This is a genomic window from Pseudarthrobacter sulfonivorans (assembly GCF_001484605.1).
Lineage (GTDB): Bacteria > Actinomycetota > Actinomycetes > Actinomycetales > Micrococcaceae > Arthrobacter > Arthrobacter sulfonivorans_A.
Map to the genome: position 1 here is coordinate 2,244,084 of NZ_CP013747.1, position 22,977 is coordinate 2,267,060.

Genomic DNA, 22,977 nt, shown 5'->3' on the forward strand with positions numbered 1-22,977 from the left:
AATTCCCGCTGGCAGCTGCTCCCCCACGGGTAACGATGCAGGAACCCGATGCGCCACCGAGACCCGGTAGGCCGACGGCCACGCTCACACCACCACTCAACGAAGAGAAAGAACTTATGCTCAAGCACAGGAAGATCCATATCACCGCCGTTGCGGCCGCAGCCCTCGCCAGCACATTTCTTGGCGCCGGCGTCGCGAACGCAGACTCCGGCAACGACCGGCCGCTGAAGGCCATCGACTCGACGGTGATCACGGAGGTCACGCCACTCGGCCTCAAAGTCACCGGCCTCGCCGTCGAGTATAACGGCATCGTGGACCTCGGCGCCGCCGACATCGATGAGAGCTCCTTCCTCGTCGACGTGACCCTCAACCAGCCCGGAGTTGCTCCGCTCACCGGCGAAAGGGCGGTTGTTAACGCCTTCACGTCCTCGGACATCGAGGTCGGCGGAGTCTCGGAACCGGGCAAGTACATCATTCTCGAGCTCGACGAGAACGACCCCCTGGCACGCGCGTCCTATGACAGCGGCCGATTCACCACGTTCTACGACCTCACCGGCAGCTACGACGTGAGCCAGACGAAGATCATTGAAGGTGCGAACCAGCGAATTAACGCGCACCCGGGCCGGGACGTCGCCAACAGTGGAGTCCGGAACCTCATCGTCGATGAGTACGACGCCGGTACATTCTCAGCCCAGTCGGGCGTCACTCTCCCATACCGCTTCTTTACGCCAGAGGTCCAGGAAGAGCGGAAATACCCGCTTGTGGTCACTCTTCACGGTTATGGCGAGAGCGGAACCAACAACCTTGGCCAGATAGCAGGCAACCAGATTTCCGTCGCATTCGCCGATCCGAAGCGCCAGGAGTCGGATCCTTCCTTCGTGCTATCGCCGCAAGCAGACCCCACTAGCCTCACCAACGGCGCGTGGTGGCGAGGTGAGATGCAGGCCGGCGTCGTCGAACTGGTAAAGAAGACGATTGCGGAGAACCCCGCAATAGACCCGGCCCGGGTTTACCTGACTGGACTCTCGATGGGGTCCTATGGCTCGTGGGGCATCCTTCCCGCTAACTCGGAGCTATTCGCAGGGGCGCTGCTCGTCTGCGGATCGGGCAATGAAGCGGCCTCAGTGGCTACCCTGGGTGACTTCCCCATCTGGGCCGTGCACTCTGCAGACGACGTGGTCGTTCCCTATGACGCTCCGGGCTCGGACTATCGCATCTTCAAAGCATTGGAAGCCGCCGGGCACCCGGTGACGTGGAGCGAGTGGGCGGGCACATTGCCGGACGAGCAGCAGGAGGCTTTGGCTGAGGAAGCCCATGACCGTGCGGCAGCCACCGGCAGCCAGCACCTATTCACCACTTTCCCCGCGGGAACCACACCGGTCTTCAACCACTTCTCCTGGGTTCCGACCTACACCAACGATGTCATGCTCGACTGGCTGTTCGAGCAGTGATGCGGCCAGGACATGCGTAGCAAGACTGCGCTAGGGGTTTGAGGTGCCGGGTGCCCCGCTGCGCCCGGCGCTTCCCCGCAACCCACTCATCGCAACTCTTGGCACTATGGAAATCGGAACCGGCATCGCGCTCGTGATCACCAACGGCGGGAACATCTCCGGACTGCCGTCGCAAATCCAGAGCGCAATCGGCCTGAACATGATCGGCGGTGTCCTTCCGCTTCCGACCCTCGTCGCGCTTGTCGTAGCTGCTCTCGTCACCTTGCTCCTCAAGTACACCCGATTCGGAATGAGGTCACTTGCAATGGGGTCGTCGCGAACCGCGGCGGAGCGCGCCGGAATCAAAACCAGACGACAGACCATCCAGCTGACGATGATCGCGGGCGCGTTCGTAATGGCATTGAGCGCAATAGAGGCTGCCCTTGGCCACTGATCCTTCCGCGGCAACGACGCGAACACTTCGGCCACAAAGTTCTCCAAGGCGCTCCGCACCGCTGCAACTCTCTTCATCCCGGATGATCCGAAATTAACAGACGCCCAAAGGGATTAGAAGGGCTTCACCCCAAAACCTAACAGAGTACTACTAGGGCCGAATTGTCGCTGTAACTCCCGGACGAGACATTCTCTGGCTAGCACAGGATGGCATTGATGAACCCCTGCGGGCGGCCTGAAAGATATGTAGAGATTCTGCTTCCACGCCAGTTAAGACCCCCAGCCGAATCAAGTTGCACGATGCAGGGTGAACCGCGACGGGTGTTCGGGCCCTTGCAGAACGCTCTGGTGGGCAATCACGAAGTCCTCTTCAACGGTGTCTGCGGGAGAGCCCCCGTGCCAGGATTGCGGTCGAAGCGGGGAAAGTTCGAGCTGGAGATATCGAGCCGGATGCAGTGACCCGCTGCGCTGTGGCCCCCAGCTCGATGACGAATTCGTGAGGGCGGTTTGGCTCGAGGAGCTCCTCCCCGCAGGAGGGATTCCGGTACCGGGCACGGACGATTCCGTCGACGATGTTGAGCGCCCGGCCGTCGGGCCAGACGTCGACCAGTTTGGCCGTCCAGTCGGTGTCGGCCGCCGAGGCCGCGGCGAACAGCGTAACAATCACCGGCCCGATCACGTCCATATTGGTGGCCAGAGGCTCGGTGGTGAACCGCAGGACATCTTGGCGCAGATCGAGCGGGCGCTGGTCACACGAGCCTCTGGCATTCGCGGCATCCCCGTCGGCAACAAGTGGGGTCCGCCCATCGTGGGCACGGGTCCCGGGGGTCGAACACGAAAGTGGACGGGGGGATCTACGATCTCCCCGTCGGCAGACAATCTTCCGTCGGCGGAGAGGAACAGGTCGGTCTGAGTGGTGCCTGTCGGCTGCCAATTGGGCTCGTCCCGCCAGCGGTTCTCCCCATGCCGAACACCCTGACGCCCTGGCAGGTTTGGAATCAGAGGACTCGCCCCGGACGTGGCTCGCGAGGAAGTCGAGCATCTCGGCATCGAGTCCGACCGCCATTCCCGAAGAGGCACGGCCGTAATCGACGTCTTCGAGCGCCGTGCCGGGCATTCCGTGGCCCCACGGCCCAATGACCAGCCGGGAGCCCGCGTACGGCGCTGCTTCGGCGAACTGCTGGAGGCTTCCGTTTAGGAAGAGGTCGTGCCACCCTGCCACGACAACTGTGGGGATATCGTCACGGCGGGGAACTGCTCGCGCTTGCCACCACTCGTCACGCGCTGGGTGCTCAAGCCACTTCCGCCAGCTGGGGAAGTGCTTGTCGAGGATCGGGATGTCCGTCAGCGGGGTGGTGCGGTACAGCGTGGGGAAGTCGTTCACTGCTGCCGTGAACTCGTCGAGGTCGGCGGCGACATCCTCGCCACGCATCGCGCGGCGAGCGGTCAGGTTGCCGGCCATTCCCATCGCCCAGAACAGCGTAGATCCCAGAGCGAGCGCCCCGCCCGTATATGTGAGTTCGTAGGAATCGCTCGGGACGACGCACAAGCCCATGGCCATTAGTGCTGGAGGGTGCGCACCGGCTTCGTAGACCTGCGCGTGTGCGAGGTAGGAGCGGCCGTAGGTTGCCACGCTCCCCGTCGCTCGACGTTGCCGTTAGAGGCCCCGGTGCCGCGGTGCTCTGGACCACGAGGGTGAGGCCCGCGGCGGGCCTCGCCCGATCGTGTCGACTTCGAAGCGGATGGCTTCCAGCGGGTAGGGACTGCGTATAAGGAGCACGGGCGCCGGCTCCCCATCCGCCGGACGGGTGATGTTCGCGCGGAGCACCACACCGTCGCGCATTGGTATCGGCACGTCGAACTCGGTCAGTGTGGCGAGGCCTGCGGTAGTGGGCATCCGGGGTTCCCTCCTCGGGACGCGGTGATGGGTCGGTGGGTGGAAACGGGCGTGGCGGTCAACTGCGGGATGCATCCATAAAGCAGGCGGAGACCTGGCGGTCGCGAAGCGCGTGGCGGCTCGTGTTCGCTTCGTCTGACCGGACGGTCGAAGCTCGGGCATTGACCTGGCCGGCCACCGATGATGCCTAGCCGAGAGGAGTTCTGGTCATCGTGTTACTCGCGTCATGCCTTTTGTAGCGTGTAGCGGAATCGGTCGATTGCGATTGCGATGATGAGGACTGCACCGACCGCGATGAGTTGCCAGTAGGCTTGAACGCCGATAATGACCAGTCCGGTCTGAAGGACTACCGCGAGGATGGTTCCGAAGATTGCGCCGAGAATGCTTACGCGACCGCCAACGAGCAGTGTGCCACCGATAATGACGGCCGCAATGGCGTTGAGCGCGTCTTGGGTGTGTCCCGAGGCAGAGGTCGACCCGAATCGCGCCAGGTCGATGTACCCGGCTAGGCCTGCGAATGCGCCCGCGATCATCGTCAGCTGGATGGTCTGTCGTCTGGTTTTGATTCCGGCGCGCTCCGCCGCGGTTCGCGACGACCCCATTGCAAGTGACCTCATTCCGAATCGGGTGTACTTGAGGAGCAAGGTGACGAGAGCAGCTACGACAAGCGCGACGAGGGTCGGAAGCGGAAGGACACCGCCGATCATGTTCAGGCCGATTGCGCTCTGGATTTGCGACGGCAGTCCGGAGATGTTCCCGCCGTTGGTGATCACGAGCGCGATGCCGGTTCCGATTCCCATAGTGCCAAGAGTTGCGATGAGTGGGTTGATGTCGAGGAGGGAGATGATCAATCCGTTCGCGAGGCCGAAAAGGGTTCCGGTCACGATTGCGACGACGAAACCGGCGAGCAACGCGTACCCCACGTCCGAGTAGACCCCCTGGGGGTCGTAAGGGCCGGCAATTGCCTGGACGGTCAGGCCGCCTGTCACGGAGGAGAGCACGAGGTTGGCGCCGAGCGAGAAGTCGAAGACCCCTGCGCCGAGCAGCAGCGCAAGTCCGAGCGCCAGCAGCAGGGCTTGTGTTCCGCCGAGGAGCAGTGACTGAATGTTGGCCAGACTCCAGAACGACTGCTGCTCTGACAGAAGGCCGAAGGCGAGAATGAGCGCGACGTCGACGAGAAAGACCCACGTTGCCGTGTGAGCGAGCAGTCGCTGGATTAATGGCTTCTTGGGAACGGCACGTAGATCAGCATCGATGGGCTGTGGGGCAATCGATTCCTGCTTTCGCGTCCGGGCGACTTTTGCGATGCTCATGCTGCGACCTCCTTTTTGTAACCGACCATGGTCGCCACCACATCGGGGACGGTGAGGGATGATGCCGGCGCTTCGAGAGTGGTGCTCCCGCGCCAGAGAATGGTGACCTTGTCCGCGACTTTGAGCACGCGGGGGAGGTCGTGAGAGACGACGAGGACACCGAGACCGCGCTCTGCGATCGTTCGCATCAGATCGCAGACGATTTCGCTCTGCCGAGCGCCGAGAGCTGCCGTCGGCTCATCCATCAGTACGGCGTTATGTCCCCACATGACCGCCCGCGCAACGGCGACGGCTTGTTTCTGCCCCCCGGAGAGGTCACGGATAGGCACCTTCAACGAGGGCAACTTGATAGAAAGTTCTCGCAGAGCGACGTCGGCACGCTCGGTCATCCCTGCCCTGTCCAGCACACCAAACTTTCCAAGCGCGCCGGACCGCAAGACCTCGTGCCCGATGAACATGTTGTCCACCACCGAAAGTTCCGCTGCCAGTGCGAGGTCCTGGTGCACACATTCAATGCCGAGGCTCTGCGCATCGCGGATATTCCCGAGTTCCACGACCTCATCGCCAACGATGACTTCGCCGGCGTCGGGCTTCTCCATGCCCAGAAGCGCCTTGAGAAACGTTGACTTTCCAGCCCCGTTGTCCCCGAAAAGGGCGACGACTTCCCCTGCATGCACAGAGATGCTTGCGTCCGAGAGCGCCTGCACATGACCGAAACGCTTGGCGATATGTCGCCCGGCGATCGCAATTCTTCGGTTGTCGACCGTCGGTTCAAGTATTTGCTGGCCTGTAGTGATGGAATCTGTCACTGGTCACTCCTTCGTGATGAGAATGTGAGGATCGACATCATTGTCGGGGGTTCTGGCTACGAGGAAATCGCGAGAGAGGCGATACGGATCTTCGACCGTTCGCGACTCGACGTCGAAAGTCCGTCCGGATCGACGGAAGTTATAACTCGGCCACGGGGCTTCGCCCTCGGTGATAAATCGGACCCACGATGAGTGAATCTCGCGTGCGAGAGACGCTGGCGGGTTATCGCCCGATGAGGTCGAGACCAGCTCGGCATCGAGGTGATCCCACACGTACGGCAGTTCAAGGCAGTGCACCGCTATTCCGATCGTCGGACTCTTCCATCGGAAGTCGTACAGCCAGGTCGAGCATGTCCGAAGTGATGCGATGAGTTCTGTCGACCCACGAAACAGTCGTTCGGTGATGCCCTGCCCAACAAGGTCTGTCGGCGTGGATATGTTCAGTTCCCGGACGAATCGCTTCGCGAAGTCGCCGTCATAGCCGAACTTCTCAAGTAGGTCTAGGGCTTGGGTGTCCGCAACTGCGTCCTGTGCTGCCATGCCGATCATGTTGAATTCATGTGCCGTGGCACCGATGAGTAGCGGTTTGTCGCTACCGATGCCGCGGCGCACGGCTTCGATGACGTCGTACTCGACCAGAGGTCCGTCGACTACAGGTGCGAAACGCAGACGCATTCGACCATCTCCGAGGGCGTTGGCGACTACTCGCCCGGCGTCGGGCTCAGACTTCGGTGCGACGACGTCTTGGGCGTCGAGGATCGCGTCCTCGTCAAGGTCTGCAAACGCCTCTCGATTCGAGGCGATGCCGAGGAGACGGGCCATAGTTTCGGTTTGGTCGCGCGCTTCGTGGAGTTCCACGTGGTCGGTAGTGCCGGACCCGACGATTGCCGCACGAAACAGGTGCTGAGCACGTGGCATCGTCAGCAGCGTCAGTACTGCACCGCCGCCGGCGCTTTGCCCGCCGATGGTGACCTGACTGGGGTCTCCACCGAACGCGACGATATTCTCCTGGACCCATTCCAAAGCGGCGAGCCAGTCGCGGACGGCACGGTTCTCCGGCGCCCCCGGAATCGATCCGAACCCGTCGAATCCGAGTCGATAGGAGATTGAGACAGTGACGACTCCGTCGCGGTTGAACGCTCGCCCGTCGTACCAGCTGCTCGACGGAGAACCCGCGACATAGGCTCCTCCGTGAATCCATACGAATACCGGCAGGCGTGCGTCGGGATTTCCCGGGGCGGATGTAAAGACGTTCACAAGGAGTGTGTCATCCCCCGGATAGCTAGGTTCGGGCACGGATGAGACGGCCATAAATGGCCTTCGTTGCGGTGTGGGCCCTGGCCGAGAGGCGTCCCGAACCCCGTACCATGGGCGTCGTGCGCGGGGTTCCATGAACCTGTTCTCGCCAACAGGCGGCTCGGCGAAGGGGATTCCGTAGAAGGCGGCCGATCCCCCGCGCCATACCCCTCTTACTGGGCCGGCATTGGTCATCGCTTCTGGGCGGTTCATGGCGGCGTCCTTGGATTTCAGATGATGGATGGAATTCCAGTTGCGTCGGCCCGTGCAGGTCACCGGCGCAACTGGAATACCTCAGTTGCAGGTGGAGACGTACTGGAACGCCTTCGAATCGGCGTCGTTCACGTTCTCCTTCGTGAGGATCTTCAAGGGGATCGTTTGATTTTTGCTAGCGTCCGGCATGACCGGCGTGGTGCCAGGGTTCGCCTTTCGGTAGTCCAGGATGGCTTTCACACCCTCCTGTCCGATGCGATATGCGGATTGAGCGAGGGCAGCGCTGATGGTGCCCTCTTGCAGGCCTTGGACGACCTCGGGTGTCGCGTCGTAGGTGTACACCTTGACCTTGTCGGCTTTGCCTGCCTGCTTCACCGCAGCTGCGGCTCCGGCGCCCTCAGGGCCGCTCACCGCGTAGATTGCCTTGAGATCGGGATGCGCGACGATGAGCGCGGATGCCACGGATGCTGCTTTGGTGCGATCGACGTCGTCATACTGGACGGGCAGTACCTTCACATCGGGGGCGACCTTGCCCAGCGCGTCGATTACAGGCTGGTAGCGAGATGTGAAGATCTTCGCGCCCGCGATGCCACCGAGAATGCCGAGTTCGCCGCCGTGACCGATGTCCTTTGCGACATAGTGGGCGAAGTCGGTGTTATCTGATGAGCTCGTGATCTGGGCGTATTCGACCGGAGGGATCACCGGGACGTTTACGACGACGACCGGGGTACCCGTCTGCTGCAGGCTCTGGATCTTGGTGTTGTAGCTGCTATCTCCGCTGCCGGACATCAGGATTCCACCGGGATTGGTTAGCGATACCGCGTCGAGGTTGGCCTGGAGTTCCTGGATTGATGTCGAGTTTGTCGGCTTCCACGTCATCGTCGCACCCTCGGCCTCGGCCTCCTTGGAGGCGCCGCACATAAGCGTGACGAAGAACGGATCAGAAGCGTTCTGGACCACGCCCCCGATCTTGACGCCAGATCCAGATGCGTTGCTACCAGCGCTTGTGTTCGCTGCGTTGGATGATCCCGAGCATCCCGTCAGCAGCCCGAGCGAAATGATCGTGAACCCCGCGAAATAAACTAGTCCGGCGCGTTTCATTTGTCCTCCTTGACATTGGAACTACGTACAGGGAATGCCCACCTGGGAGCATGGTCGTCCACTCCGGGGGACGGTATCCACGGTCAGCGAAAAGTATCCGCGTGATTACGTTTCGCCAACTGTATAAGCGCAATAACATTTAAACAAGACGTCGAGATAACATTTATAAAGACGTTTCGACGATTTTCATGACATCACTGGGAGACGGTCAGATGAGCGAGATCCGACATACCCGCGGCCCCTACAAAAGCGGTCTCATGAGACGTAAGCAGATCCTCGCGAAGGCGAGCGAGGTCTTCGCGACTTATGGTTACGGAGCGGGCTCGCTCCGGCAGATTGCGGTTGAGGTGGGGGTCACACCGGCAGCCCTCATGCGACACTTCGAGAGCAAGGAGGACCTGCTCGTCGAGGTGCTTCGCTACTGGGGGGAACAAAGCCCGAAGCCGGATGGAGATGCCGCCGGCGTCGAGTACTTCGAGGGTCTCCGCTCGGTGATGAGATACAACGCGAATCATCGGGGATTCCTGGAGCTATTTCTCACTCTGAGCACTGAAGCGTCGAATCCCGGCCACCCGGCCGGTAACTTCATCCGTGAACGAAACGCTCAGACGCTCGAACGGTTCACATGGCACCTTGCGTCCGCGGTCCAGCGAGGAGAGGTGATACGAATGGACTCGATTGAGATCTCGGCAGAGTGTCGCACTCTAATCTCAGTCATGGACGGACTAGAGCTTCAATGGCTCCTCGACCCCAGCGTGGAACTGGTTAGTCTCTTCGACCGCCACCTCGATCTAACGATTGTTCGCTGGACGGCCTCGGGCGACAAAGGGCCTTGTTCGCCCCTAGCCAAAGAGGTTGCCTCGGCGCCAGAATAGGCTCGGCTGGCAGGTCGGGCCCCCTGTTCAGCGTTGCCGCGAATCTCGGTGAACCGCTTACTGATGCGCAGTTGGAACTCCTAGACGCTGTTGCCGTAGCGACTCGCCGCGAGCGGCTCGCTTGCGAAGGCGCGGACGCCCCCGTGCCGGCTACATCGCCGGTTGGGCCAACGCAGACGCCACGCTGATCGCATCCACCCCTGACCCTGTCCTTGGCACCGTTCACGCGATCACCTGCGCCTACCCGGACACAACGTTCTCTGTCGTTGAACCGTGTGCAGCACGTCGCACCTCAGGGTTTGCGCATCGGACCGGATAATTCTCCCTCCGGGACGGAGCGGTAGCTTGCAGGAGGAGGATCGCCGTCAGGCTATGCCTTGCACCACGAAAGCCTCAGTACTGTTGCTTAACGGCTGGACCTCGCCCGTCCACCTTGCGAGGGTGTGGTCCAGGTGGCTGCTGAAAAGGGCCACTAGATCGAGCTCGGGTTGGAGGAGCCATTGGAGCTCGATGCCGTCCATCAGGGCCATAAGTCCCCTGGCTTCGCTTTCGACCTGCTCCGCTGGCAGGAAAACTTCCCCGGCGTCAATCGCCTCGCGTATCCGGGAGCTCAGGCTCGCCACCGTGCTGTCGTACCGTTTCACGATGAAATCCCGTGCGGGGTGTTCCGGATTCGATGCTTCTGTGGCCAGAGTCAGGAAGAGCTCTATGAGGCCCCGATGGGTGAGGTGGTACTCCATCATTGCCGGGAGCTGGCGGATGTGGTCGAGGCCTGGAGCTGTGCTGCTGGCCACCTGGCTCTCCTCATCCCAGTATTCGAGTACGGCCGTGAGCAAGCCCTCTTTGTCCTGAAAGTGTCTGATCAAGGCTGCACTGGTGACGCCGACATCGTCGGCGATGTTCCGCAAGGACCCTGCGTGGTAGCCATACTGGGCGAAGATGCGGGCTGCCGCCCTCACGATCTGCTTACGGCGCGCGACGCCTTTGGGGTACGTGCCTTTGGTCGCCGGCTTCTCTGCCACGCCCGTCACCGCCATTCTGTTCCGTTTTGAACGAGCCCTTGCAAAAAAGTTACCAGACGCTTATATTTTTGAAAACTGAGCGATCCATAATTGTTGGGCCGTCCCGCTTGGCCCTCGGTCTGGCGGGCTGGTAGCGGATCGGGCCGAAATCGCACACTGCCCCTTCACTCTGGCTCTGCAGTGAAGGGGATCCCGCGCATCTGGTGTCCGGCGACATTTCTAGGCTTCCGTTCCGGGCGCTCCGGCTCGTCGAGGACCCCGCCATCGAACGACGCCGGCCTGCCCCGAACACCGTGGGATCTTACGTCTCGCCCGGTAAGGCCCGCTGAAGACCGGTATCGCGCACAGCCGGGGGTCTTTATGGATGTTCTGCAATGTGACCCTGCGCCAGAACAGGGCCTTCCTCCTGCCCCGACTCCCAACGAATCTCAAGGTTCGATGAGGCGTACTGCATCGAGCCTCTTGCAAAAAAGTTACCAGACGCTTATATTTCTTAAAAGTAAGCGAACGGTGATTATTGGACCGGAGCTACGGAAATGCACCTCGTTCTGGAGAACGGAGTGCGCTGTCCTACCACAACGGAGTTTTAGGAAGAGACATGATGAGTATCAAAAGACGTTTTGTCGCCACTGCGGCGGCGGCACTGGTGTCAGCCTTGGCTTTCACTGGCTGCAGCGGCACTCCGCAGGAGTCCACTTCCAATCAGGAAGGGCCCGCAACGGCTCCGCTTCTGAGGATCGGCGCCCTGCAGGAGCCCCAGAGTTACGACCCCGCGCAGGCCAATGAGGGTCACCTGGCGCCGATCTACCAGGCCGTCTATGACACGTTGATCAAGCGGGAAGCAGACGGGGCGCTTAGCCCGATGCTGGCTACCTCGTGGGAGCCGGGCCAGGACGGATTGTCCTACACACTGAAGTTGCGCGAGGGTGTGAAGTTCACGGACGGCGAGGCCTTCGATTCTGCTGCGGTGAAGGCCAATGTGGAGCACTTCAAGAAGGCAAACGGGCCGCTTGCCAGTTCGATGGACTCCGTCGTCGGGGTGGAGACGCCCGACACCACAACTGCTGTATTGAAGCTTTCGGAAGCCGACCCCGGCCTTCCGTACTCCCTGACGAACGCCGCTGGCTACATGGGTAGCCCCAAGGCACTCGAGACAACCGGAATTAAGACCAACCCGGTTGGTTCCGGTCCCTACGTTCTCGATGTCGCCAACACCGTTGCAGGTTCGAAGATCACAATGACCCGCAATGCTGACTACTGGGGCGACAAGCTCCCGTATGACAAGGTTGAGTTCCAGGTTTTGGCCGAAGAGACGGCACGCCTGAATGCGCTTAAGTCAGGCCAGGTCGACGCTGCGGTCTTCCAACGGACCGCCACGGCGGCAGAGGCTGAAGGCGCGGGACTGCTGCACAAGCCGTACGCCACCAACTGGGAAGGCATTTGGTTCTTTGACCGTGATGGAACCAAGATGCCGCAACTCAAGGATGTCCGGGTCCGCGAGGCACTGTCCCTGGCGATCGACCGCGAGGCCCTGCTGCAGAGCGTTGGCCTAGGCAAGGGTGAGCTGACCAGCCAAACTTTCGGCCCCGCCACCCAGGGATATGACCAGGCCCTTGATGGTAAGTACGCCTACGATCCCGACCGTGCACGTGAACTCCTGAAGGAAGCCGGAGCGGAGAACCTGGCCGTGACGCTGCCAGTCAGCCAGGCCTTTGACCCGTCGATCTATGACGGTATCGAACAGAACTGGAAGGACGTCGGGGTGAACGTTACCCGGCACCAGTGGGCACCCGGCACAGCCATTGCGTCGATGCTCCGCGGCGAGTTCTCGGTCGCCTATATGAGCCTGGTGCAGCGCGATGACTGGCGTCACATCCAGCTCTTGCTCGCACCGAACGCAACCTGGAACCCTTTCAAAACTGAGCGTCCTGAAATCGATGAACTGATCACGAAGGCCCAAACCGGGGATGAAAAGGCCATCGCTGAAGCCGCGAAAGAGATAAACAAAATCGTCGTTGACGAGTACTGGTTCAGCCCCATCTACCGGCTGGAGCAGCACTTCTACCACAACGACAAGGTTGATGTTCAGAACCAGGCGGAGCAGGCAGTTCCGTCCATCTACAACTACAAGCCCACGGGCAAGTAGCAGTCCACGGGTGCCGGAGCTACGGCCCCGGCACCCGTGACTACCCGGACATAGGAGTCCCAAGTGACAAACTTTCTGCTGCGGCGTTTATTCTCCGCCGTCGTCCTGCTCGTGGCGGTGTCTTTCCTGGCCTATGTGCTGCTCTTCCCCACCGCGGGGGACATCTCCCGGAACATCCTGGGTGAAAACGCCACCGAGGCCCAGGTTGCACTGAAGAACCAGGAGCTCGGCCTGGACCAGCCGCTGATGATCCAGTACTTCGCCTGGTTCATGAAGGCGATTTCCGGCGATCTCGGCGTCTCGTACTTCAGCAGCCAGCCGGTCTGGGACACCCTGATGATCCGGCTCCCGGTCACCCTGAGCCTGGTGATCGTGGTGACGCTGCTGACCGGCGTCCTCGCTTTCGCGGCCGGCATTTACGCCGCGGTACGCAAAGGCTGGGTGGACCGTACCCTGCAGATCCTGGCCACCCTCGGAGATGCGCTGCCACCCTTCATCGTGGCCCTGTTCCTGGTCACGTACTTCGCCATCCAGCAGAAGGTGTTTCCCGCAACGGGCTTCATCCCCTTGACCGAGTCCCCGGCCGGCTGGGTCAGGACCATCACCCTGCCGGTCATTGCCCTCGCGATCGGCGGTGTGGCAGGGGTGGCCCAACAGGTCCGCTCTGCCACTCTCGGGGTGCTCCGCAATGACTACATCCGGACCGTCCGCAGCCGCGGGCTGTCCGAGCGCCGGATCATCCTAACGTCCGTGCTGCGCAACGCCTCCACGAACGGCCTGACCAGCTTGGCCGTCCAGGTAGTAGGCATCCTCGGCGGCGCCGTCGTCATCGAAGTGGTGTTCGCCTTGCCAGGACTGGGTTCACTCGCCGTCGAAGCGACAAGCCGGACCGACCTGCCCCTCATCGTCGGCGTCATTCTCGCCGTCGTGCTCATCGTCGTCGCCGTCAACCTGATCGTCGACGTCCTCGTCGCCTGGCTCAACCCGAAAGTCCGACTGTCATGACACTTGCGACCGAAGTTCCCACCGACGTCGAACCCGTCGTCGCCCGCTCAGGCCTGATCCGGCGCTTCCTCCACAACCCCCTCGGGCTGATCTCCAGCATTGTGCTCCTGGTTGTCATCGTCATCGCCATCGTGGTTCCTTTCCTGGGTTTGCCCGACCCCAACGGCGTGAACCTGCGCGAAGCCACGCGCCCGCCCGGCCCGGGCCACCTGCTGGGCACCGACAGCTCCGGCCGGGATACGTTCAGCCGCCTCATGTGGGGCAGCCAAGTCATCCTCATCGGCGCAGGCATCGCCCTCGCCATCTCACTGGTCATAGGCACCGTAACCGGTCTGCTCGCCGGCTACTATGGCGGCTGGTTCGACAGCGGCGCGTCATGGTTCAACAACCTCAACATGGCGCTTCCCGGCATCGTTGTCCTGCTCGCCGTCCGCGCCGTGGTGGGCCCGTCCGTGTACATTGCCATGGCTGTTTTCGGTGTGCTCCTCACGCCGGCGTTCTTCCGGGTGGTCCGCGGAGCAGTGCAGTCGGTCCGCAACGAACTCTACGTTGACGCGGCCCGAGTGTCCGGCCTCAGCGATGCCAGGATCATCTCCCGCCACATCCTTACGGTGGTCAGGGCACCGGTGATCATCCAGGCCGCACGCGTGGCCGGCATCGCCATCGCCATCCAGGCCGGGCTTGAATTCCTCGGCGTCACCGACAGCTCTGTCCCCTCCTGGGGCAACATGCTAAACGAAGGCTTCCGCAAGATCGCACTGAACCCCGGCCTCATCCTCTGGCCCAGCCTCGCGATCGGCCTGGTCTGCATGGCCCTCGTTCTCTTCGGCAACGCGCTCCGGGACGCCCTGGAAGATCGCGGCCATGGCACCACACGCGCCGTCCGGCTCCCGGCCCGCCCCGCCGTCGAGCCTTCGGCCACCGCAGCCGCGGCTACGCCGGCGCCAGCCCACCCGGAGAACGCCCTCCTGTCCGTGCAGAACCTCAAAGTCGCCTACGGCATCGGCCCCGGGCAAAAGGAAGTCGTCCACGGCGTCACCCTCCACGTCGCACCCGGCGAAGTCCTGGGCCTCGTAGGCGAGTCCGGCTCCGGAAAAACCCAGACCGCTTTCTCCATCCTGGGTCTGCTGCCTGAGGGCGGCCGCGTCTCGGAAGGCTCCATCCTGTTCGACGGCAAAGAGCTCTCCACCATGGGACCAAAGGACCGTACGGCCCTGCGCGGCACCGACATCGCCTACATCCCGCAGGAACCGATGAGCAACCTGGACCCGTCTTTCCGGATCGGGCACCAGCTCACCGTCCCCATGCGGACCAAACTCGGGCTCTCCAAAGCCGACGCGAAGTCCCGTGCCCTGGCGCTGCTGGCCAGGGTGGGGATCGCCGACCCGGAGAAGACGTTCAAGTCCTACCCGCACGAAGTCTCCGGCGGCATGGCCCAGCGCGTCCTCATCGCCGGCGCCGTCTCCTGCAACCCCCGCCTGCTCATCGCCGACGAGCCCACCACGGCCCTGGACGTGACCGTACAGGCAGAAGTGCTCGACCTGCTCCGGGACCTGCAACGCGAAACGGGCATGGCCGTGGTCATGGTCACCCACAACTTCGGCGTGGTGGCCGACATCTGCGATCGGGTGGCCGTAATGCAGGACGGGCGCCTCGTGGAAGTGGACACCGTGGAGAAGATCCTTACCTCACCGTCCCAGGCCTACACGCAGAAACTCCTCGATTCCATGCTCGAGGACAGCCCAACCCGCCCCTATCCCTTCGACGATGACCTTCCGTCACCCCTGCAAGCCAAGGAGTAAACCATGACGAACACCAACCGGCTCCTGGAAGTCGAGAAGCTCGCCGTGGAATACCCCGGCCACGGCCGCAAGCCGGCCTTCAAAGCCTTGGAGGAGATCTCCTTCGCCATCCGGCAAGGCGAAACACTGGGCCTGGTGGGCGAATCCGGCTCAGGCAAGACCACCATCGGCCGGGCCATCCTCGGCCTGGCCAAACCCACCGCCGGGCACATCCGCTTCGACGGCAAGGACATCACCCACGCCAGCCGCCACGACCGGCGCGCCCTCAGCCGAGACATCCAGGTGGTATTCCAGGACCCCTACACCTCCCTGAACCCGTCAATGACAGTCGAGGACATCCTCTCCGAACCCCTCACCATTCAGGGCACCACCAAAAAAGATGCTCTGGCACGGGTCCGCGGGCTCCTGGACCGGGTCCATCTCCCCGCCAACTCCGGCGGCCGGCTGCCCCGCGAATTCTCCGGCGGCCAGCGCCAACGCATCGCCATCGCCCGGGCCATCGCCGTCAAACCACGCCTGATCGTCTGCGACGAACCCGTCTCAGCCCTGGACCTCACCACCCAGGCAACAGTCCTGGACCTCCTGGTCGAAATCCAGGAAGCCACCAAGGTCGCCTACCTCTTCGTCTCCCACGACCTCAGCGTCATCCGCCATATCAGCCACAACGTCATCGTCCTCTACAAGGGGCACATCGTCGAAAAGGGCCGCGCCGCCCAAGTCACCTCCCAGCCAGCCCACCCCTACACACAGAGGCTCTTCATGTCAGCTCCGGTGCCGAACCCCGCCCAGCAACGCGAACGCCGCGAAGCACGCCGCCAGCTGGTCACCGCAACCGCCGAACAGGCAGCATGAGCGTGGACCTCACGCCGGAATTCCTGCGCACACCAGACGGCACCGTGTACCGGGACCTCAACGGCAACGGCATCATGGACCCGTATGAAAACCCGGGGCTCCCCGTCGCAGAGCGGGTCGAGGACCTCCTCGGCCGGCTCTCCCTGGAGGAGAAGGCCGGCCTGATGTTCCACAGCGTAGTCAGCGCTGCCGAAAGTGGCAGGCTGGCCGACGATGAGCCCAGGCCCGGTCGCAGCGGAACGCACGAACTCGTGTCCGAAAAGCTCATCAACCACGTTAACGTCCATCAGCTTCCCACCCCGACGTTAGCCGCCCGGTGGGTGAACGAGCTGCAACGGCTGGCGGTTTCCTCGAGCCCTCATGGCATCCCCGTCACACTTTCAACAGACCCCCGCCACTCGTTCGCTGAGAACTGGGGGGCCTCGTTCATGGCCGTCCACTTCTCTGCCTGGCCTGAACCCCTCGGCTTCGCCGCGATAGGTGACGAGCAGCTGGTCCGCCAGTTCGCAGGCATCGCCCGGGCGGAGTACACGGCCATCGGCATCCGCGCCGCACTCCACCCCACGTTGGACCTCGCGACCGAACCACGGTGGGCGCGCCAATACGGCACCTTCGGCCAGGACAACGACCTCGTGGCCCGCCTCGCCCTGGCATATCTTGACGGATTTGAGGGCGAGCCGCTCAATGGCGACAGCGTCGCCTGCATGGCCAAACACTTCCCCGGCGGCGGACCACAACAAGACGGAGAGGACCCGCACTTCCCCTACGGCCGCGAGCAGGTCTATCCCGGCGGCATGTTCGAACACCACCTGGAACCGTTCAAACGCGTCATCGCTCGGGGGGTTTCCGCGATCATGCCCTATTACGGGTTACCGGTTGGGCTGGAGCTCGACGGGGAGCCGGTCGAGCAGGTCGGCTTCGGCTACAACCGGCAAATCATCACCGGTCTTTTGCGCGAAAAACTGGGGTACGACGGGGTGGTGTGCACTGACTGGGGCCTGGTCACCGAGTCAAACCTCTTCGGGCGTCAACTGCCGCCCCGGGCATGGGGAGTGGAAGACCTGTCCGTTGAGGAACGAATCCTCAAGATCGTCGAGGCAGGCTGTGACCAGTTCGGGGGAGAAGAATGCCCGGAACTGATCGTCAACCTGGTCCATAAGGCGCTGATCCGGGAGGAACGGATTGACGCGTCGGTACGCCGGCTGCTCAAGGTCAAGTTCGAACTGGGACTGTTTGACAACCCCTACGTGGACGAAGCACACGCGGAGGCGCGGACGGCACTTCCCGAGTACGTGGAAGCAGGCCGGCGCGCACAGGCTCGATCCGTCACAGTACTGAAGAATGACATGGTCAACGGCGCGCCTCTTCTGCCCCTGGCCCGCGGGCTCCGTGTTTATTCGGCGGAGATCAGTCCAGACGCCCTGGCAATGGCCGGGTTGCGGCCCGCCACGGAACCCGGGGACGCGGACGTGGCGATCGTGCGCCTCAACGCTCCATTCGAGTACCGCGACCGGTACATGCTTGAGGCCAGCTTCCACGCCGGAAATTTGGAGTTCGGAGATGAGACCGTCATCAGCGTCAAGCGCCTCGCGGATAAGGTTCCCGTCGTTTTGGTCCCGCATCTCGACCGCCCGGCAATACTCACGCCGCTGGAACCGAACTGCACCGCCGTCGCGGCCGTCTACGGGGCATGTGATGAGGCGGTCCTCCAGGCCTTGACGGGTGACGTTGATCCCGTCGGCCGACTTCCGTTTCAGCTCCCCCGCTCGAACGCTTCAGTGGCCTCGTCCCGACCCGACGTCCCGGGCGATACTGATGACCCCCTGTACGAGTACGGATTCGGGCTGGAGCTACGACAGCGTGCAGACATGTCCGAGCCCTCGCCCTAACGAATGCCATAGCCAGAGAACGCTTCGGCCAAAGCCCCACAGCAGCACAGGGAATAGCTTCCCCACCGATCCCCGTCCGAACCGCCACCTCGGACGCCATAAGCAGACAGGCTTGAAATGAATGTAGACCAAGAAACTCCGCTAAAAAGCAAGGACGAACGCATAGGTGTTGGCTTCCTGGGGGCCGGGCCAGTAACCCAGGCCATCCACCTGCCCAGCCTTGCCCGCCTAACAGACCTCTTCAAGGTGAGCCACATCATGGACGTCAATCCGGCTGTTGCTGACTCGGTTGCGGGACGGGTGGGTGCCCGTTCGTCCTCCTCCATCGACGACCTGCTGGCCGATGACAACGTTGAGGTCGTGGCGATTTGCAGCCCCCATCAGTTCCACGCGGAACAGGTAATAGCCGCTTGCCGGGCCGGCAAAAAGGCTGTGCTCTGCGAAAAACCCTTTGCAGTATCAGCCGAGGAGGCGACGAACATATGCAAGGTGTCAGCGGAAACCGGGGTGCCAGTCATCGTCGGGGCTATGCACACCTTTGATCCCGGCTGGCTGGCCGCAGAAAAAATGTGGGGTGACCTTCCCGAGACGGCGCACTACATACGATCCTCGATTGTCCTGCCGCCTAACGCCCGTTTTGAGGACTTCGCAACCGAGGTAATTGCCCGTCCTTCTGCCATGCCAACACCTGATTACAGCGACCCGTCCGTCATCAAGGCACGCTTTGAGGGGATGGTGCTGGGCCTTGCCATCCACGACCTTCCGCTCGTCCGTCGCTTCGTGCCGGATTTCGACGATCTTCAGGTACTGCATGCTGCGATCGCCAAACCCTTCGGCTACTCGATCGTGTTGCGCGCAGGTGGCCGGACTATCGAGTTGTTGGCCTCGATCAACAAATCATGGAAGCCCGACTGGACGTTTGAGGCCTACGGCCCGGAGTCTGCGCTGAAGGTTACCTTCACCCCCTCCTACGTGCAGGCCGGATCCGCCATTGCTGAATTCAGCACAGCGGGCCGAAAGGTGGTCGCTGGCCCGCTCACATACAACGGGTACGAAGGCGAGTGGCGCCGCATCGCGGGCATCATCGCCGGCACCGACACCGCTCCCGCAGCCAGAACCCTGATCGAGGACCTGAGCTTCGCATTGAAAATAGCAAACGCGGCCGGGGCGGCTGCAATAGCCGACATGTCCCCGGCAGTACAGCCTGAGGAGGCCCACGCATGAGCAACCCCTTCACAGTGGCAGCAGAAGAAACTGCGCGCAAAACCGGTTCCATCGACGCCGTAGTCGCCTCGCTCCCCATTTCCCTGGCAAACGCGACTTTAGAACCTGACATCGTAGCCCTCGACGGAAGCAAAACCGGGTGGCCGGAGCGGGCGCAGGAGGCGCTCGACCGGGGTGCCCGGGCGACAGTCGTAATTTCACCAACTTCGACCACTGGTCCCGCACCGAAGACCAGCTCCAGGATCCTGTTCGACTGGGCCTTTGCATCCAACCCCGCCGTCCAGAAGGCTGCGGAAGCCGCAGACCGACTAGTCGCACCTGTGACGCTGCTCGAATCCCGCCTCGTTGTGCCAGCAGGAGTAGACCTCAACCAGGTCCTACTGGACCAGTTGACAGCAATAGCCCACATCGTGGGAGAAAACTCGCTTCCTCCTGGCTCGATCCGCCGGCTCCATGCCGATGAGTACGGCTATCAGATGTCCGGGACCCTCGCCGGTGGCGCTCCTGTTACGGTCTCCGCGGTCGTCACCGGCGCAGAGCACACGCACCTCGAAATCCGGCTTCTGACCCAGGACGAGAGCATCACGGTCTTTCTTCCCGCACCGGACACAGCAATCCCCGCCGAAGTCCGCATGACCACGCACGAGGGCGAACTGCTCCTGCCAACGCAATACGAATCAGCCCACCGCTCCACCTGGCGACGCGCCATCCGGACACTCTCGGAAGAAGCCGAAACACAGGACTTCGCCACGCTTCAACGAGCCGTAGCCGTCATGCACCCCTGAATGATGAGTCCGTCAACCTGATTCAGGGCCCGTGCGGCGATCGATAGAATCCACCCCGTCTCCTGAACCAGGCTGCCATATTCAGAATGATGCGCCCCGGACAAACGCTGGTTCCAAAGCGGCGGCACGTAGACCAGGCCGCCATCTCAACGTGCTGACAGCTACCAGCTATGGACGTGGTTCTCGTTGCCCAGGGGCCTTGCCCGGTCGACACGTACTTCAAGGGCTTGGCTACTGGTCTTCCCAAACAACTTGGAAGGAACGAACAATGACTGCCGTCCGTACCGACAGCTCAACAACCCACAAAGTCCTCGGCTACCCCTTGAACATCTGGCAAGTCGCCGCCTGGGACAAGGGGAAGTCGCAGCAAGGACACGTCCTTGTCTCGGGCAGGGGGAGGAACCGCCACTCGGTCCTCGCAACGGCGAATTCCTGAGCCTCCGCCGCCTAACCTTGCCCAAAAGTAACCCGCAAAGGAAACCCATGTCTTACTCGATCCAGCTGTACACCCTGCGCAACGCAATCCAGGACGACCTGCCTGGAACCCTCAGGAAGGTCGCGGAGATCGGTTTTACGCAGGTTGAGCCGTACAACTTCGTGGCCACGGCCAAGGAGCTCGGAGCTGCCCTGAAGGAAAACAGCCTCGCTGCTCCTTCCGGCCACGCGCCGCTGTTGAGCCAGGACCAGGACGAGATCTTCACTGCTGCCAAGGAACTGGGCATCACCACGGTCATTGAGCCCTACCTTCCGGCTGAGCACTGGCAGGACGCCGCCACCATCCAGGCGACCGCCGCGAAGCTCAACGCGGCAGCCAAAAAAGCCGCCAAATACGGCATCCGCGTCGGATACCACAACCACGCCTGGGAGCTGGAGTCCACCATCGAGGGCCGCACGGCGCTAGAGTACTTCGCCGACCTCCTTGACCCCGAACTGGTTCTGGAAGTGGACACGTACTGGGTCGCGGTCGGCGGTCAGGACCCCGTCGCGATGCTGGAACGGCTGGGTGACCGGGTGAAGTTAATCCACATCAAGGACGGCCCGCTGAACACCGACACCAAGGCACAGCAGCCCGCCGGGCAGGGCAAGGTCGCCGTGTGGGACGTCATCGGCGCCGCCAAGTCCTTGGAAGTGGGTGTGGTGGAGTTCGACGACTACTCCGGCGACATCTTCGAAGGCATCACGGAAAGCCTGACGTTCCTTAACGCCGCAGGTCCCTCGGCCAAGGCAGCGGAAGGCGCCAACGTATGAGCACCTCACCGCCTCTACCCGCAAGGGACCGGTTGGAGTCGCCATCATCGGCGCCGGGAACATCTCCGAGGCGACGCTCTCGCTGCCGGATAAAAACTACTTCGACGGCGAACTCAAGCTCGGCGTCCGGACGCTGAAGAACCGGAAATCATCCCGGCGACCGGTCCGGTCAACGGCCGTGGCATGCGCGTTCTCGACAGGGCAAGTTCCATCCGTGCCGACGTCCCGCACGGAGCCACCGGCGACCTCGCCTACCACGTGCTAGACACCACGGTCTCCATCGCGGAGTAGGTGGAATCAGGCTCGTTCGTGGACGTGACCAGCAACGCACTTGACTTGGCAGCCTTCCCTGAGGACTGGGCACCGGAAACCGCAACCCTACAGAAATAGCGAGGAATCGAACCATGACCACCCCCGCCCACACTGACCAGAGCCCGGTTTCCCGGCAGGTTTCGCAAGCCGACCGCCCGTTGGGCGTGGCCGCCATCGGATACGCCTTCATGGGAAAGGCCCACTCGAATGCGTGGCGGAACGTGGCCAGCTTCTTCGACGTCCCGGCCTTCGAGCAGAAGGTGCTCGTTGGCCGGGACGCTACCCAGGTGGCCGAAGCGGCGGCCAAGTACGGTTGGGCTGAGTCCGCCACCGATTGGCGCTCCGTTCTGGAACGGGACGACATCGACATTGTGGATATCTGCGCACCCGGCTGGATGCACGCAGAGATCGCTATCGCGGCTTTGGAGGCAGGCAAGCACGTCCTGGTCGAAAAGCCTTTGGCGAACACCCTGGCCGAGGCCGAGGCCATGACGGACGCCGCCGCGACGGCCCGGTCCAAGGGCATGCAGTCCATGATCGGTTTCAACTACCGCCGTGTCCCCGCTCTGGCACTCGCCCGCGAACTGATCGCTGAAGGGCGGCTGGGTACTGTCCGGCACATCCGAGCCGCCTACCTCCAGGACTGGCTCTCCGACGCCCAATCCCCCATGACCTGGCGGCTTCGCAAGGAAACAGCTGGCTCAGGCGCCCTGGGAGATATCGCCTCCCACGCCATCGACCAGATCCAGTACCTGACCGGACAAACCATCCTGGAGACGTCCGGAGTGCTGAAGACCTTCATCGCCCAGCGCCCCGGGCCGAATGGTACTGAGGACGTCACGGTCGACGACGCCGCCTGGGCCACGTTGTGGCTCACCGGGGACATGGGCGGGTCCGTCGAAGCATCACGTGTGGCCACCGGCCAGAAAAACAGCCTCCGGATCGAGGTGTACGGTACGGATGGCGCTTTGACCTTCGATTTGGAAAGTCTCAACGAACTGAACTTCCTGGACGCCACCGCCCCGGTCCGTGAACAGGGCTTCCGGCGGATCCTGGTCAACGAACCCGAACACCCGTACCTCGAAGCCTGGTGGCCGCAGGGCCACATCATCGGCTGGGAACACACCTTCACCCACCAGATCCGCGACTTCCTCATAGCCATCGACACCGGTCAAGCGCCCTCCCCGTCGTTCGAAGACGGACTGCAAGTTCAGCGCGTCCTGGCCGCAGTCGAAGCATCTGCCAACAACAAGAGCACGATCACCGCTGTCGCTGACCCAGCGCCTGCTTCTGAAGGAGCCTGAT

The 22,977-nt window shown here is 62.4% G+C and carries 19 protein-coding genes and 2 pseudogenes; 14 read left to right on the plus strand and 7 right to left on the minus strand.

Translation table 11 applies throughout. The features are described 5' to 3' along the window. Positions 1-116 precede the first annotated feature (116 nt). Positions 117-1,451 (plus strand): hypothetical protein, encoded by a 1,335-nt coding sequence (locus tag AU252_RS10065; RefSeq protein WP_058930594.1) that lies wholly within the window; start codon positions 117-119, stop codon positions 1,449-1,451. Positions 1,452-1,494: 43 nt separating this feature from the next. Continuing rightward, the gene (locus AU252_RS10070; protein ID WP_276203743.1) at positions 1,495-1,884 is read left to right on the plus strand and encodes an ABC transporter permease subunit; all 390 of its coding nucleotides are present in this window, start codon (positions 1,495-1,497) and stop codon (positions 1,882-1,884) included. A gap of 355 nt (positions 1,885-2,239) precedes the next feature. Here the strand turns inward: AU252_RS10070 and AU252_RS25000 are convergent. The 6 genes and pseudogenes from AU252_RS25000 to AU252_RS10100 all read right to left on the minus strand — a co-directional run. Next, positions 2,240-3,525, minus strand: a pseudogene (locus AU252_RS25000) (CocE/NonD family hydrolase); the annotation flags it as partial. A 15-nt stretch (positions 3,526-3,540) separates the two neighbouring features. Further along, positions 3,541-3,942 carry a CocE/NonD family hydrolase gene (locus tag AU252_RS25005; RefSeq protein ID WP_430929477.1) on the minus strand — a complete coding sequence of 134 codons (402 nt, stop codon included), beginning with the start codon at positions 3,940-3,942 and terminating at the stop codon, positions 3,541-3,543. Between the two features lie 62 nt (positions 3,943-4,004). Then, positions 4,005-5,093 (minus strand): ABC transporter permease, encoded by a 1,089-nt coding sequence (locus AU252_RS10085; protein ID WP_058930598.1) that lies wholly within the window; start codon positions 5,091-5,093, stop codon positions 4,005-4,007. After that, positions 5,090-5,902 (minus strand): ATP-binding cassette domain-containing protein, encoded by an 813-nt coding sequence (locus AU252_RS10090; RefSeq protein ID WP_083510342.1) that lies wholly within the window; start codon positions 5,900-5,902, stop codon positions 5,090-5,092. The genes AU252_RS10085 and AU252_RS10090 overlap by 4 nt, the downstream gene beginning before the upstream one ends. Before the next feature lie 3 nt (positions 5,903-5,905). Continuing rightward, a complete protein-coding gene (locus AU252_RS10095; RefSeq protein WP_083510343.1) occupies positions 5,906-7,411 on the minus strand; it encodes a carboxylesterase family protein in 1,506 nt (501 codons plus the stop codon). Positions 7,412-7,492: 81 nt separating this feature from the next. Next, positions 7,493-8,512: a sugar ABC transporter substrate-binding protein gene (locus AU252_RS10100; protein ID WP_058930600.1), complete on the minus strand. Its 1,020-nt coding sequence runs from the start codon at positions 8,510-8,512 to the stop codon at positions 7,493-7,495. Positions 8,513-8,724: 212 nt separating this feature from the next. Between AU252_RS10100 and AU252_RS10105 the strand changes: the two genes are divergently transcribed. Beyond that, complete coding sequence (locus tag AU252_RS10105; RefSeq protein ID WP_058930601.1) at positions 8,725-9,387, plus strand: TetR/AcrR family transcriptional regulator; 663 nt, start codon at positions 8,725-8,727, stop codon at positions 9,385-9,387. Between the two features lie 365 nt (positions 9,388-9,752). On the opposite strand, the gene AU252_RS10110 is transcribed toward AU252_RS10105, so the two are convergent. After that, positions 9,753-10,409: a TetR/AcrR family transcriptional regulator gene (locus AU252_RS10110; protein WP_167349825.1), complete on the minus strand. Its 657-nt coding sequence runs from the start codon at positions 10,407-10,409 to the stop codon at positions 9,753-9,755. A 598-nt stretch (positions 10,410-11,007) separates the two neighbouring features. Between AU252_RS10110 and AU252_RS10115 the strand changes: the two genes are divergently transcribed. From AU252_RS10115 to AU252_RS10155, 11 genes and pseudogenes are all read left to right on the plus strand, one after another. Further along, positions 11,008-12,555 (plus strand): ABC transporter substrate-binding protein, encoded by a 1,548-nt coding sequence (locus AU252_RS10115; RefSeq protein WP_058930602.1) that lies wholly within the window; start codon positions 11,008-11,010, stop codon positions 12,553-12,555. Positions 12,556-12,618: 63 nt separating this feature from the next. Beyond that, positions 12,619-13,560 carry an ABC transporter permease gene (locus AU252_RS10120; RefSeq protein WP_058930603.1) on the plus strand — a complete coding sequence of 314 codons (942 nt, stop codon included), beginning with the start codon at positions 12,619-12,621 and terminating at the stop codon, positions 13,558-13,560. Beyond that, positions 13,557-15,362 carry a dipeptide/oligopeptide/nickel ABC transporter permease/ATP-binding protein gene (locus AU252_RS10125; protein WP_058930604.1) on the plus strand — a complete coding sequence of 602 codons (1,806 nt, stop codon included), beginning with the start codon at positions 13,557-13,559 and terminating at the stop codon, positions 15,360-15,362. Before AU252_RS10120 ends, AU252_RS10125 begins: the two co-directional genes overlap by 4 nt. A gap of 3 nt (positions 15,363-15,365) precedes the next feature. After that, positions 15,366-16,214: an ATP-binding cassette domain-containing protein gene (locus AU252_RS10130; RefSeq protein WP_058930605.1), complete on the plus strand. Its 849-nt coding sequence runs from the start codon at positions 15,366-15,368 to the stop codon at positions 16,212-16,214. Next, entirely contained in the window at positions 16,211-18,103 is a 1,893-nt protein-coding gene (locus AU252_RS10135) for a glycoside hydrolase family 3 protein (protein ID WP_058930606.1), read from the plus strand. The genes AU252_RS10130 and AU252_RS10135 overlap by 4 nt, the downstream gene beginning before the upstream one ends. 117 nt (positions 18,104-18,220) lie before the next feature. Beyond that, entirely contained in the window at positions 18,221-19,327 is a 1,107-nt protein-coding gene (locus AU252_RS10140) for a Gfo/Idh/MocA family protein (RefSeq protein ID WP_058930607.1), read from the plus strand. Next, complete coding sequence (locus AU252_RS10145) at positions 19,324-20,112, plus strand: hypothetical protein (RefSeq protein WP_058930608.1); 789 nt, start codon at positions 19,324-19,326, stop codon at positions 20,110-20,112. The genes AU252_RS10140 and AU252_RS10145 overlap by 4 nt, the downstream gene beginning before the upstream one ends. A gap of 268 nt (positions 20,113-20,380) precedes the next feature. Continuing rightward, entirely contained in the window at positions 20,381-20,548 is a 168-nt protein-coding gene (locus AU252_RS23850) for a hypothetical protein (RefSeq protein ID WP_157768968.1), read from the plus strand. Between the two features lie 47 nt (positions 20,549-20,595). Continuing rightward, positions 20,596-21,360 (plus strand): sugar phosphate isomerase/epimerase family protein, encoded by a 765-nt coding sequence (locus tag AU252_RS10150; RefSeq protein ID WP_058930609.1) that lies wholly within the window; start codon positions 20,596-20,598, stop codon positions 21,358-21,360. 64 nt (positions 21,361-21,424) lie between these two features. Continuing rightward, positions 21,425-21,750: pseudogene (locus tag AU252_RS23585) on the plus strand (Gfo/Idh/MocA family protein); the annotation flags it as partial. 14 nt (positions 21,751-21,764) lie between these two features. Next, positions 21,765-22,976: a Gfo/Idh/MocA family protein gene (locus tag AU252_RS10155; protein WP_083510345.1), complete on the plus strand. Its 1,212-nt coding sequence runs from the start codon at positions 21,765-21,767 to the stop codon at positions 22,974-22,976. Position 22,977: the final 1 nt, after the last annotated feature.